12 protein-coding genes and 1 tRNA gene are annotated in these 13,089 nt (G+C 37.6%); 8 read left to right on the top strand and 5 right to left on the bottom strand.

The window, feature by feature from the left end; translation table 11 throughout:
* The first annotated feature begins 227 nt into the window (after positions 1 to 227).
* The 8 genes from TLET_RS08615 to TLET_RS08580 are packed head-to-tail and all read left to right on the top strand — an operon-like array spanning position 228 to position 9,558.
* Positions 228 to 1,055, top strand: coding sequence for an NlpC/P60 family protein (locus tag TLET_RS08615; protein ID WP_012003706.1), 828 nt, complete (start codon positions 228 to 230; stop codon positions 1,053 to 1,055).
* A 14-nt stretch (positions 1,056 to 1,069) separates the two neighbouring features.
* Positions 1,070 to 2,338, top strand: coding sequence for an ABC transporter substrate-binding protein (locus TLET_RS08610; RefSeq protein WP_012003705.1), 1,269 nt, complete (start codon positions 1,070 to 1,072; stop codon positions 2,336 to 2,338).
* A gap of 2 nt (positions 2,339 to 2,340) precedes the next feature.
* A complete protein-coding gene (locus TLET_RS08605) occupies positions 2,341 to 3,210 on the top strand; it encodes a carbohydrate ABC transporter permease (protein WP_012003704.1) in 870 nt (289 codons plus the stop codon).
* Positions 3,211 to 3,212: 2 nt separating this feature from the next.
* Positions 3,213 to 4,034, top strand: coding sequence for a carbohydrate ABC transporter permease (locus TLET_RS08600; protein WP_012003703.1), 822 nt, complete (start codon positions 3,213 to 3,215; stop codon positions 4,032 to 4,034).
* Positions 4,018 to 5,121 (top strand): glycoside hydrolase family 10 protein, encoded by a 1,104-nt coding sequence (locus TLET_RS08595; RefSeq protein WP_012003702.1) that lies wholly within the window; start codon positions 4,018 to 4,020, stop codon positions 5,119 to 5,121. Before TLET_RS08600 ends, TLET_RS08595 begins: the two co-directional genes overlap by 17 nt.
* A 15-nt stretch (positions 5,122 to 5,136) precedes the next feature.
* Entirely contained in the window at positions 5,137 to 5,937 is an 801-nt protein-coding gene (locus TLET_RS08590) for a type 1 glutamine amidotransferase family protein (protein ID WP_012003701.1), read from the top strand.
* A 49-nt stretch (positions 5,938 to 5,986) separates the two neighbouring features.
* Positions 5,987 to 7,567, top strand: coding sequence for an N-acetylmuramoyl-L-alanine amidase (locus TLET_RS10710; RefSeq protein ID WP_012003700.1), 1,581 nt, complete (start codon positions 5,987 to 5,989; stop codon positions 7,565 to 7,567).
* Complete coding sequence (locus TLET_RS08580) at positions 7,564 to 9,558, top strand: outer membrane protein assembly factor BamB family protein (protein ID WP_012003699.1); 1,995 nt, start codon at positions 7,564 to 7,566, stop codon at positions 9,556 to 9,558. The genes TLET_RS10710 and TLET_RS08580 overlap by 4 nt, the downstream gene beginning before the upstream one ends.
* A gap of 22 nt (positions 9,559 to 9,580) precedes the next feature.
* On the opposite strand, the gene TLET_RS08575 is transcribed toward TLET_RS08580, so the two are convergent.
* The 5 genes from TLET_RS08575 to TLET_RS08555 all read right to left on the bottom strand — a co-directional run bounded on the left by TLET_RS08575 (position 9,581) and on the right by TLET_RS08555 (position 13,089).
* Complete coding sequence (locus TLET_RS08575) at positions 9,581 to 11,017, bottom strand: SpoIID/LytB domain-containing protein (protein ID WP_012003698.1); 1,437 nt, start codon at positions 11,015 to 11,017, stop codon at positions 9,581 to 9,583.
* A gap of 72 nt (positions 11,018 to 11,089) precedes the next feature.
* Positions 11,090 to 11,578 (bottom strand): DUF5317 domain-containing protein, encoded by a 489-nt coding sequence (locus TLET_RS08570; protein ID WP_012003697.1) that lies wholly within the window; start codon positions 11,576 to 11,578, stop codon positions 11,090 to 11,092.
* Position 11,579: 1 nt separating this feature from the next.
* Positions 11,580 to 12,425: a pantoate--beta-alanine ligase gene (gene panC, locus TLET_RS08565; protein ID WP_012003696.1), complete on the bottom strand. Its 846-nt coding sequence runs from the start codon at positions 12,423 to 12,425 to the stop codon at positions 11,580 to 11,582.
* Between the two features lie 22 nt (positions 12,426 to 12,447).
* A tRNA-Ser gene (locus TLET_RS08560) sits at positions 12,448 to 12,536 on the bottom strand.
* 28 nt (positions 12,537 to 12,564) lie between these two features.
* A complete protein-coding gene (locus TLET_RS08555) occupies positions 12,565 to 13,089 on the bottom strand; it encodes a hypothetical protein (RefSeq protein ID WP_012003695.1) in 525 nt (174 codons plus the stop codon).

The raw sequence follows: 13,089 nt of genomic DNA, 5'->3' as shown, positions 1-13,089 counted from the left end.
TTCTGATACAACACTGCCTTCTTAATTAACTAAAAAGCTTTAAAATTCTTATTTTGCAGCACTTTCAAGGTATTTTATTTCTGTAATTTATATTCTTTAATTGTTACAAAGACGGCGATGCTTTGAGATAGTAGAAAGGAAAATAAATTTATCATAACATAAATACTTTATGGTTATGATAATATCTATTGTGGTAACATAATTATGTGAACCATGGGGGTAAGATTATGAGGAAATCTGTTTTGTTTTGGCTTGCGATTTTGATAGCCGGGCTTATTTTCGGAAATTACCTGAATCCCTTGCAAAGAAAAGTTATTAACTATGCAATGACCATGGTCGGTGGAGAGTATGGGTGGGGGAGTTACGATCCAGAAAACAGAGTATTTGATTGTTGGAATTTTGCCACGTGGGTTTATCATACCGCATTAGATGAAAATGAAAGAATCGATCACATGATAATTGGTAGAAGTGATCTACTCTGGGTTTATTTCGACAAAGCTGAAGAACTTCTGGCAGGTGATCTTCTTTTTAACGGTGGCGGCCATACAGTTGGGTTCCATGCTGGTATATATAAAGGAAATTACAAGACTATAGAAGCACGTGGAGGAAAATATGGTATAGGTGTTTTTGATATAAGGGGTGAAAACAGGTTTGCTCCTTATGGCCAAACAGGAAACAGGTTTTGTTATTTCTCGCTCTTGGTGAGACTCTGGCTTCATGAAAACCCATCTTTCCCATATGTTTATGTTGAAGAACCACCAAATTATTTTTTCAGAGATGATGGAGTGGATCTCACAATACATTATTATGCTTTGCCTTTTTTGAGTGGATACACTCTTCAGGTAGAGATGCTTGATTACATGACGGATGAAGTTATCTGGAAATCTTCGTATGATTTAGATATTTATTCTTTAGATGAAAATGTTTTGAAAGTACATATACCAACAGATGATGTACAAAATATTTATGTGTATTTTAAAGTCAGAATTTCTTTAGGAACGCGTGATGCTTTTTCTTACGATACAAAAATTCTAAAATTTACTGAGATTATGTGAAGGAGGTGTTTAAAGTGAAAAAGCTTTCTTCAATTTTAGTTTTTGTGGCTATTTGTACCACATTGTTTTCCTGGGCGGGCACAATATACATATGGGATTTTCCAGCCTGGAGTGAAGATGGAGATAACTATGCCTGGTTGAAGAGAATGATGTCTAAATTTTCGGAATCATGCCCAGGCATTGAATTTAAACTTACAGAAATACCATGGAGCGGTGGAGATCAAAAACTGGACCTTGCTGTTGCTTCAAAAAAGTGGCCAGATCTCACCCGAGGCCCTCTTAGAACCCATTATGTAGTACAGGGGGTTCTTCAAAACATCGATGATTATCTCACCGAGGAAGAGAAGATGGATTACTATTCTGAAGCAATCAAAGGGGCAACTTATGAAGGAAAGATGTACGGTTTTCCATTTTATATGACGACAAAGGTAGTTATTGTCAATAAAAAGATTTTTGATGAAATGTCTGTGCAAATACCATCTGTCGAAAACCCATGGACTTTTGACGAATTCTATGAGATTGCAAAAAAGTTGACCTTTGATAGAAACTCAGACGGCAAAATTGATGTATATGGATTCGTTGCGAGTGGTTTTCCAGCACCAGATAATTCCCATTTGTGGCCATTTGTGCTTGGATGGGGAGGAAAATTTGTAGAAGGTCAGGGGAAAGATTTAAGGTCTGCGATTGTGAATGAGGAGAACAAACAATCATTAGAATGGCTTGCAAAGGTTTTTGCAGACTGTGCGCCTCCTTTTATGGCTTCTTATGGTGATGCTGATGCGTATACGTTATTCAGAAGCGGTAAAGCTGCCATTTATGTTACTGGAACGTGGGCAATTCCAGCCCTCATTAATGCTGGTCTCGAAATAGATGTGGTCCCATATCCAGTAAAGAACAAGGGTGATAGTTTCTGGAGTTTTGGCGATGTTTCTTCATATCAAGTATTTGTGCAGAATGATGTGGAGAAATTGAAGGCAGTTATTGAGTTTGCGAAGTATATAACATCTTCTGAACAGCAAAAGGAACTGACGAAATATGGACAATTTCCAACAAAGAAGAGCGCAGGAAATATATATGAAAACGATCCATTGATGTTCAAGGCAAACTTGATATCCCAGCACAATTATGTTTTTCCTCCCCATCCAGCTAAAGAAAAGATAATGGAAGCTATCTCAAGAGAGATTCAGCTTGTTTTGCTTGGAAAAAAAGATGCAAGAAAGGCTCTGGAAGATGCAGATAAGAACGTAACACGGATAATAGAAAGCACAAAGAAGGGGAGATAATATTGCTACGTAGAAAGATCAGTGCTTATTTCTTTGTCGCTCCTGCTACGATTATCTTTATAATTTTTACCTTCGTTCCTGTTGTGATGGCTTTTGTAATGGCGTTCCAGAATGTTGGAATATTTGGTAATGAATGGGTTGGTTTCGAGAATTTCAAAGAAGTTTTTCAGAATAGCGATTTCTGGATTGCCTTGAGAAATACCATGTGGTATGCTTCATTTAATGTTTTAAAGAATATTTCTGTCGCTCTTATGCTTGCTTCACTTCTTGCTCCATTATCAGAAAAAGCTCAAAGCCTTTTTCGAGCAATTTATTATCTTCCAACGGTTACTGCAACAGTGGTCATAGGTATTGTTTGGGGATGGCTTTTAAATTACTCTTTCGGGCCGATAAATACTTTCCTGACCAAGATAGGTGCTGGTCCTGTTCCTTGGCTCGTGGACCCTTCAATGGCTATGTGGTCGATAATTCTAACTGACATGGTTATTGCGCCTGGTTCGGGAGTGATTCTTTATCTTGCGGCAATAAACAATATACCAAAATCACTCTATGAGGCAGCTGAATTAGATGGCGCGTCTGGATTTTATAAATGGTTGAAGATAACAATCCCACTTGTGACTCCCACCACACTCTATCTAACAGTTGTTTATACGATAGCAGCTATAAGTGTTTTTGACAAAATTTATGTACTCACAGGTGGTGGTCCTGGAAATTCGACAATAACTCTGGTTTATCTTATTTACACAACTGCTTTCAGAGATTTCAATTATGGTCTTGCTTCAGCTATCTCCTTAGTATTTTTCTCTATAGCTGTAGTGATATCTATCTTTCAGTTCAAATCTTTGTCGCGTTCTTACGAATGGGAGGGCTGAGATTGAAAAAGATTTTCAAGTTGCTGGCTATTGCACTGGTTTTAGGAATATGGTCTGTATCAACGCTTTTTCCTCTTTACTGGATGGCACAAACATCGCTTACTCCAGAGGAAGATATAAGACAAATTCCCCCTAAGCTCTTTCCTTCAAGACCAACTTTGCAAAATTTCAGGGATTTATTCACATATTCTCAAATCTGGGACTGGTCAGTGAACAGTTTGCTTATAAGCATTTCAATCACAGCTGGTTCAATATTTGTCTGCTCCTTAGCAGCTTATGCCCTGGCAAAAATGAATTTCAAAGGAAAAAGATTGCTGTTTACAGCTATAGTTTCCACAATAATGGTTCCACCCCAGGTAACACTTTTACCGGCGTTTCTCTTGATAAATAAATTTGGATTACTTGATACTCTATGGGCTGTAATAATCCCATCACTTGCGAGCCCTTATACAATCTTTATGATGAGGCAATTTATGTTTTCTATCTCTCAAGACTATATGGACGCTGCGAGAATTGACGGAGCTACAGAGTGGGGAATTTATTGGAGGGTAATATTACCCATGAGTAAACCAGTTATCGCAGCTGCTTCCATTTTTACTTTTATTTCATCCTGGAATGCCTTCCTATGGCCATTAATAGTTTTGAACACGCCCTCAAAATATCCTTTGACAGTTGGACTGGCAACATTGCAGAGACTTGAGATGACGCAGTTCGGTTTGCAGATGGCTGGTTCCATGGTCTCCGCTATACCTATGATTGTTATCTTCTTTGCTTTCCAGAGATATTTTGTGAAGGGATTGATGACAGGTGGCACGAAAGGTTAATCTTTTTCTTGTTTTACTTGTGACAACAACTTTAATGCCCTATCCACTTGGCATATGGGTTGTAAGAGATCAAATAACTTCCATAGAGAAAATTAACAGGGTAATAGAAATAGCGAAAGAAGTGGGAGCAACAAGGATATATGTCCAAGTTGTTGGTAGAGCTGATGCTTATTACAACTCTGAAATTTTGCCGAAAGCCGAAACCCTTTCTGAATGTTCGCCAGATTTCGATCCTCTCAAAGAGATAATAGATTTAGCAAAGATTAGTGGAATAAAAATTTCAGCCTGGATGAATGTTTTCTATGCCTGGCCTTTTGGAAAAAAACCAGTTTCTGAAAAACATGTAGTTAATGTTCATCCTGATTGGATAACTTATGATCAAAATGGAAAAAGTATGCTTGAGTATGCATCCTCACCCGAAATAAACACACCTGGTTTATTCCTGGAGCCAGCGCTTGAAGATGTAAAAAAATTTGTGAGCAATATTGCTGAAGAAATTGCAAAAAATTATGATGTTGATGAGATACATCTTGATTATATTAGATATCCCTACAAAACATTTGGTTATCATCCAGATGCGATGAAGATATATAGAGAGTGGCTAAAAAAGGCTATTCAGGAGAAAAAGTTGACCAATCTTGGGGAAGGTTTCGATCTTTTCAGAATACAACAGGTTTCCGATACTGTTAAGTTAATCTACGAAAAAGTCCATAACTACGGTAAAAAACTGTCTGCTGCTGTCTTTGCTTACTATGAACAAGATGCGATAAGCCAGAGACTTCAGGGGTGGTTGCAATGGTTAGAGGGAGAATATTTGGATTATGCTTGTTTAATGGCTTATGAGAATAACAGAGATACTGTTGAATATTATGTTAAGTACGCTGTAAAAGCGCTTGGAGCAGCTGAGAAAATAAGGGTTGGTCTTGGAGCCTACAAAATGACAGAGAATCCTGAAAAATTATATGAAATAGCAAAAAGTGTTGTAGAAAAATATCGGCCAGATGAGATTTTGATTTTCTCTTTTGAAAATTTGCTTGATGAAAAAGTAAGAAAATATGTGGCGGATATCGCCAGATTGAATTTTTAAAAGGAGGTAGTGAGCATGAAAAAATTTCTGATTGTCCTGGCTCTGGCAGTTTTATTTGTTCCAGTCCTGGCTGATGAACAGCAGGTTGTCGGGGTTTTGATGAGTGATTATACGGCTCGATGGTATGCCGAACTTGGCTTCTCTGGTTCCGACTGGGATTATCTTGGGGAAATGAAACGCATATTCGATTTCGTTAAAGGTCTTGGTTACAGCTGTGTCCCTGTTTTCAACAGAGATCTGGAATTGTATGCCAATCCCGAGGCAGATCCAGTGATCAAATTCGAAAGAATTTTTGATATGAGCAAAATTAAACTCCTTATACTTCCTAACACAAGGCGCATGTCGCCTTTGGAAATTGAAGCTGTGAAAAAATTCATGAGCAATGGTGGCTATGTTTTTGCCTTGGCACAGGCTTCTTTTAGAAACCATAACAATTCTTCCTATGATGTCAGTACTGTATTTGCTCTCGGAGATATTTTCAAAGTTTCGTACAGCGCGTTTGCCTGGAAACCTCCTGTGCATGGCTATATAAAAAAAGTTGCAGATCATCCAATATGGGAAGGGATCGATGAGTTTGTAGCTACTCCAAGGCACTGGGCTATGGTTGTTGAGATTTTGGAAGATGCAGTCGTTCTTGGAGAATGGTACAACGATGATATGGAAACTCCAAGCCACATGCCAGATGTCAATGCTGCGATCATAGAAGGAAAGAATTGTATATACATCGGTGAAGATCTCTTTTTGAGCCCAAACTTTGATGAACCAATGGTTCAGCTGCTCCTTGCAAATATCATTGATTACTTCATGAAAAAGTGAACAAAGGGGGAGAGCAATTCTCCCCTTTGTTTTAAGGAGTGGTGGTTTTATGAAAAGGCGTTTATTGTTAATTTTGCTTAGTTTGTGCTCCTTTAATCTACTTTTTGCCAGCCTGATTGGAAAATTGATCGTAGTTGATCCCGGTCATGGTGGGAAAGAAGATCGCGGTGCCACTGGAACTATTCTTGAAGAAGCAGATATAAATTTAAAAGTTGCAAAATATTTGCGCGAGTTACTTGAAGAATGTGGTGCAACAGTTATCATGACAAGAACTTCTGACAGGACTGTGAGCCTGGCTGAAAGGGCAAATCTTGCAAACAGGGTTGATGCCGATCTTTTTGTGAGTATACATTTCAATTCTATGAAAAATACCCCTAATTCTGATTTTTCCATAGCCTATTATTCAGCATATTCTGCTGATTATGCAAGAAATGTTGCAGATTATCTTATAGAATCTTTCAAAAAATATGTTGGCACTTCGGGTGATGCTGGACCTGGTGATGTTTATTTAATGAGAGAAGTAAAAGTCCCTGCTGTTTTGGGAGAGCCATGTCATGTTTCCAATGAAGAAAGAGAGCAATGGTTAAACGAGGAAGAAAATCTCAAAGCTGTCGCGATAGCTTATAAAGAGGCCATCTGCCGGCTTTTTGACAGTGAGATACCTGAATTAAACCTTGAAGCTGTTGAAGAAATAAACAGTTGGGATTTTAATATAGATTGTTCTCAGAATATAGATAAAGCTTTTGCCTTTTTTGATAAACAACCACTCAACGTAGAGATTCAGCAAGATCGTTTATTTATTTCTGTGCCGGAGAATATCTCACCAGGAAAATATTTCTTAACAGTATATGCAATTGGAAAGAATGGTGTTTATTCGAAAAAATATACAAAATGGATACAATTCAATCCGCCTGTTGATTCAGTCAAGATTGAAATCTTTCCAGATAGAGCGCCTGCAATTGCTGGTAGTTATTATAAAATAGATCTGATTCCTTATGCAAGAAGGCATTGCGTAGATAAAGAACCATTATCTGTAAAAGTGAGTGATGGTTTTATCACAAAAAGTGGAAATTCCCTGATAATTCCGTACATGGGGATAGATGAAGTGTGTATCACTGTTTCTTACGAAGCCACTGAATTAACTGTACCATTGCTTTTTTCCGGTGACACCTGGGTAGAAGTTGTTTCTATTTATAGCGATGATGGGACATTTCTTGGAATAATTGAAAATACTGGCGAACCAGTAACTATTTCATACGACGGTTATGAGAGGGTTATATACAACCAGACACCGGTAAAACCGGTGAGCTTCAAAAGTATTCGGGTTAACAGAACACTTGAAGGATTTTTGAAAGGCAAAAAAATAATAATAGCTGCATCAGAGCGGAAAGAGAGTTTTGAGAAGATAGCTCAAATCCTACAAAATTATGGATGTGATGCAGAGATTGTAATAGTTCAAAGCAAAAGAGACGAGATAAATCTCATGAGGAGAGCTTCTTCTGTTGATTTCATATTTCTGATAAGCCTCAATATAAATCTAAAACCGAGATATGAAACTTTCTTTCTATCAGATGAGAAAGAGTTAGACAGAGCAATTGAGTTACTTAAAAAAGCAGGAGGTATTGGATGAAAAAAACACTTTTCTTAATGGTATTTCTGTCCCTGTCGATATATGCGTTTTCAAAACATCCGTTTTTGAATCATGAAGGATTTGTCGTAATTTTAAGTGATCTTCATTTTCCTTTTGCAAAAGAAAAGGTCGAGTTTCTGATAGATCAAGTTTGCGAAATTAAGCCAGGGGCGGTTTTTATCCTCGGTGATTTGACAGAGATGGGGTCTGATTATGAGTTTTCTGAACTGGATAAGATCATATCCAGATTGAACAGTTATGAAATAGACGTTTATGAAACGCCTGGAAATCATGATACAAGATGGTCACCGAGAAACAGAAAAGGCGAGAGTGGTTTTAAGGGATTTTGTATTGATGCTGGACCTTTTGAATTTCTCGGTGTAGATACATCGATGTACTTTGAGCACCATGGTCATATAGGAATTCTTCAATTGCAGTGGATCGAGACGAGACTCAAACAAAGTGAAAAGCCGGTTGTGATAATGGCCCATCATCCTTTTGGCGGGCCAGCTAATTTTACAGATGATGGCTGGAAATTGATGAACTTGATAAATGATTCAAATGTCCCAGTTGTTTTAGTTGGTCATGGGCACAGCTATGATATTAAGGGTATGTACAATGGTGCCTGGTTTCAGATGGTTGGTGCAGCTAAGGATGGTTGGTACACGGTTTTAAGCTGGGAAGATGGCGAAATATTTTTATGGGCTTTGAATACTGATGGTGTTTGCAATCTTATAAGGCAAATTCCTGCAGGAAAAGAAAGAAGATACTCTCAGATTTTGAAGGTTAATCTGAGAAAGATTGGTGAAAAAGGGGTTTCATTATATTTTGAAACAGAAGGCATAAAACAGATAACTCTCACAATTAACAATTCAATTTTTAAGAAGTTTTCAGATTTCGAAAAGCGGCTCGAAGTACCTGTTGAGTTGCACAATGATGCTTGTATATTTGCAAAGATTCTTGCTGAAGGCGTTGATGGTTTTACTGAACGCTATATCTTCTCTGATTTTGATTCATCAAAGTTGCTATGGAAATTTCAGGCTTCAGACGGAGTTTTCTCAAATCCTGTTTGCTCAGATGGCAAAATATGTTTTGCAGATTTATCAGGCACAGTTTATGTACTCGATGACTATGGTAAATTGTTGTGGAAGAAAAAATTTTCAGGTCCTTTTGTTTCAAATGTTGTTGTAAGGGGTAGAAAACTTATTTTTGGAGATTTAATGGGAAATCTTGCGGCATATGATCTTGAGACTTTTGATGAAATATGGTCCATGAATTTTGATTGTCCGGTTTTTTCTATATCATCCGGGCAAAAAAATATAGCTGTTGGAAGTGGTGAAAATCTGTATCTTGTAGATCCAGATTGTGGAAGAATAATTTATAAATTCTACATGTATGGTACAGTGCAATCACCAGCAAGATTTGTATCCCCTTATTTTCTGCAAACATCGTGGGGAGGTGTCCTTTCGATTATTGATGAGAACGGAAAATTGGTCAAGAACTTTGCAGTTGGAGCTGGATATGAAACAGCTGCCCCATGCACACCGGAATTGTTCGATGACTGGATTGTTTTCACAAATACATCAGGTGCTTTACATGGGCAAAATATTTCAATGAAAACAAAAAGATGGAGAAAATCTTCCCTGGGAGCTGGATATTCTTCTGTGGAAAAAGACAACTCTGGAAATGCGTATGTTTCAAACATAAATGGTACGATCTATAAATTCAATCCTGTAGATGGGGAAATTCTGTGGAAATCAAATGTAAACGGACAAATCTATGATTCATCTCCCAGGATTGTGGGAGAAGAAATGTTGGTCGTTTGCACGATTGACGGTAATATTTTCTTTCTTGATCTGGAAAAGGGAGAGGTTCTGGAAAAGCTTTATCTTGGACCCGGGTTTATATTTTCAAAGGCTTATCCGTATAAATCTGGGGTTCTGGTAGCCTCTATGAATGGAACAATTGCTTTTATCGATTTATCCAAATAAGAAGGGAGCCTGTAAGGCTCCCTTAAAAGATATTTTCTATCTTGCCTTCGTAGAAAGTTTTTAATATTTGTTGATAGTTTTTCCCAATTTTGGCAAGGTAGTTGGCTCCGTACTGACTCATTCCAACACCGTGGCCATTTCCTCCACCATAAAAAGTAACTTGTTTTATTTTTCCATTTTCTCTATCAATGTCAAATACAAAGTATCCACTTGGCAGTATAGAATAATTACTGTAAGTAGAACCATCATGCCGTTCAATGATTATATCCCTGTTAAAGCCTGTGAGACTTTTGGTCGGGCGTATAATGAATCTGATGTTGTATTCCTTGTCTATTTCATAAATTCCATTCTCCGATACTATCCTGAGCGTCATAACTATTCCACCTTCTCCTCTTCTGACAATTTTTAAATCTTTGAGTTCCCCAATAGAAAAGTTAGCATTATTAATATCTACAGGAATCCCCTGCAGAGTTCTTATTGCATCTACCCCTAAAAGCTGGTCAGCTTTTTCTCTCGCAATCAAACCCTTGCTGATGACATTTTCAAGTTCTTCACGTGTCATGGTTACTTTCCATCTGAACCATGGGGACTCTCTGTCGTAAAAATCACATAGTTCTTTTTCAATGCCCCAGAAAGCTCTGAAAAATTTATTCCAGAATTCCTCATTTTTGTTTTCAACTAAGAGTTTTCCAAATTGTGGTTTTGACCTGAGATAAGGTATAACCGCACCTGGAAAATTGCCCTGTTCATCACTCCATACTTCCTCATTGTTTGATGTAAAACCACATGATGTTGAAAAGTAAACCACTGTTTCTACGGGATATCCATTTACAAACATAATTTGCCCCTGTGTTTCTTCAACAGCTTTTTCAACGATTTCGGAAATTTCTTTGTTGTTAAAAACCTGGCTTTTCGTACTATCGTCGCAGTGGGCCCCATAGAAATTATCCTTAGGACCTTTTAGAACATCAGCGATGGCGCGACTTCTTGCAAGAACTGCCTGTGCTTTTATAGCTTCTTTTTCAAACCAACCTGGTACTTCACTTGGTACAACGTATTTCACGTAGTTTTCGATGTCTAATTCGTTTATAAGTATTATCCCCTTATCGATCATTTTTACTAAGATGGTGTCTTCATAAACGGGTGTTCCATAGGAGCGCTTTGCCGAAAGAACCTTGATCATTCCCTTAATTGTTATTGAATCTGAGTTGATCTGTGTATCATTCATTAACAATCCGTTTGCTCCCGGTTTGATTATTACCACGGATCCTTTTTCAAAAGATTGGGCTTCGATAGATGTTTCACTTAAACACTCGATTTTCACCTCGTTAAAAACATAACCTTTTGTTGTTCCCGCATTGTCTAATTCATTGCTCAATAAAACACTTATTCTTGCTGGAAAAGTGGTTGCAAATAGAAAAACGGAGACAATCAAAAAGAAAGAAGTTAGTACTTTCATACGATCACCTCCATATAGTTATCATATCATAAATACAATTTTGATATGACGAAAATGGCTTATGTTTGAAAGCTATCGATGGGTTTTTTCGATGGTTAAAAAGAAGATAAACACCCCTGCATATATGAGAATATCTCCAGGGCTTATGAGAAATTTTCTGGCCCATGGAAGGATAATGGGTATCCAATCTCCAAGGATAAGTTTTTCAGAAAAAGAATAAACAAATGTGTGTTTCACTGTCAGGTCGAGTTCAAGCATTCTGGCAAAAGGTTCATAAACGGGCATTTTTCCATTGTTGAAAAGTATCACGAGCGCATTCATAGCTGAACCAGCTGCCATGAATTTAAAACCGTTGATTTTCCAGTTTAACATCATTGCAGTAAAAAGTAATCCATAAGAGATAGCCATCAAGAGGCCTCTTTGTTGAAAAGGGAGTATTTGTATAATAAAGGGCACGGGAAACAAATAAATCGCTTTGATTTCGAGTTTGTCAAGATGGAAAATTCTTTTTTTCAGAATGAGGGAAAGTAAGAGTGCTATTATGAAAACATCCAGTATCAATTTATATTTCTCCTAAAATAGTGTTGTCGATCAGGCGAGCTTTCCCAACCCAGGCCGCAATGGCAACAACGACTTTTCCTTCGATTTTTTCAACAGGTTCAAGGGTTTCCTCACTAACTATTTCTACGTAATCTATTTTTATTTTATCGAAGGAAGACAGATACTGTACTATTTTTTCTTTCATTCTTTCGGTATTTTTTTCGCCAGACCTGTATAGATTTTCCGCAATTTTCAGGGATCTGTTCAATGCAAGCGCCTGGTTCCTTTCTTCAGTTGATAGATAAATATTTCTTGAACTCATTGCAAGGCCATCTGGCTCTCTCACAATCGGGCATTCTATTACTTCTACGTCCATGTTCAAATCCCTGACCATTCTTCTTATTACACGAAACTGTTGTGCATCTTTCTGGCCAAAATATGCACGGTTGGGTTTCACTATGTTGAACAACTTGGTTACAACTGTGCAGACACCTCTGAAATGCCCTGGTCTTGATCTGCCACATAAGTGTCTTGAAAGTTTCTCTTCATTGATGTAGGTAGAATAATCTTTTGGATACATTTGTTCAATTTCGGGAATAAAAACATAATCAACATCTTCTTTTTCGAGAAGAGACGCATCACGATTTAAATTTCTTGGGTAAGAATTATAGTCCTCATTCGGACCAAATTGCGTTGGATTGACAAATATGCTGACAACAGTTATATCATTCTCTTTTTTTGAACGTCTGACCAGGGAAAGATGTCCTTCATGCAGATAGCCCATTGTTGGAACAAAGCCTATTGTTTTTTCTTTTCTCAACTCTCTACATATCTTTTTCATTTCGTCTATGTTTTTGACAACTACCATTATTTCACCTCGCTATAAAAACTGGCGGAGGCGGTGGGACTCGAACCCACAAGGGCTTAAAAGCCCACCGATTTTCGAGACCGGCTCCTTAGCCAATTCGGACACGCCTCCGCTTTATTTTCATTATACCAACAGGTGTTCAAAAATCAATTAAAGAACCTGTTCGTACTTTTACAGTGTAGTTTCTTTCTGCACCGAAATGCCTTTTTGCATATTCCCGCACAATTTTCTTGGCCAGCTCTTCCTGATTAATATTTTTGATATCCGAATATTTTGTTATGCATATCACACCATTTCCAAGTTCTATCAGGGCAAAATCTTCTTCAAGACTATCAAGCCAGATCAACGTTGCAAGGTGTTTTGAAAAGTTTTTTATGAATGAAAGCTCTCCAAGCAAACTGGTTTCAGAAAAATCAGCGCCTTTCTCTGTGAGCGTGTTGATGGTGCTTTCTCCATGCAAAGCTATCAGAGCTGTGAGAGATGGAAATTCATTTTCATTCTCAACTGTATAAGCTGCCACATTGATATTCCCAAAGTATTCGTTATTTCCGATTTTTAGAGTTATTGACAGATCTTTTTCCAGATTCTGTATTGTCTCATAAAGTTTCATGGCTTCCTGACTGTCATGAAAATAATCTATTGTAAAATCATCGATATGTCTCAT

The sequence above is a fragment of the Pseudothermotoga lettingae TMO genome, assembly GCF_000017865.1.
GTDB lineage: Bacteria > Thermotogota > Thermotogae > Thermotogales > DSM-5069 > Pseudothermotoga_B > Pseudothermotoga_B elfii.
The sequence above is the reverse complement of the archived record's forward strand: the minus strand, read 5'-3'. Positions and strand labels throughout refer to the sequence as shown.

Excerpts from the sequence above, each read along its gene's own strand:
- TLET_RS08590 (WP_012003701.1), top strand. The coding sequence starts at position 5,137 with ATGAAAAAATTTCTGATTGTCCTGGCTCTGGCAGTTTTATTTGTTCCA.
- TLET_RS10710 (WP_012003700.1), top strand. The coding sequence starts at position 5,987 with ATGAAAAGGCGTTTATTGTTAATTTTGCTTAGTTTGTGCTCCTTTAAT.
- TLET_RS08580 (WP_012003699.1), top strand. The coding sequence starts at position 7,564 with ATGAAAAAAACACTTTTCTTAATGGTATTTCTGTCCCTGTCGATATAT.
- TLET_RS08615 (WP_012003706.1), top strand. The coding sequence starts at position 228 with ATGAGGAAATCTGTTTTGTTTTGGCTTGCGATTTTGATAGCCGGGCTT.
- panC (WP_012003696.1), bottom strand. The coding sequence starts at position 12,425 with ATGGTAGTTGTCAAAAACATAGACGAAATGAAAAAGATATGTAGAGAG.
- TLET_RS08575 (WP_012003698.1), bottom strand. The coding sequence starts at position 11,017 with ATGAAAGTACTAACTTCTTTCTTTTTGATTGTCTCCGTTTTTCTATTT.
- TLET_RS08555 (WP_012003695.1), bottom strand. The coding sequence starts at position 13,089 with ATGAGACATATCGATGATTTTACAATAGATTATTTTCATGACAGTCAG.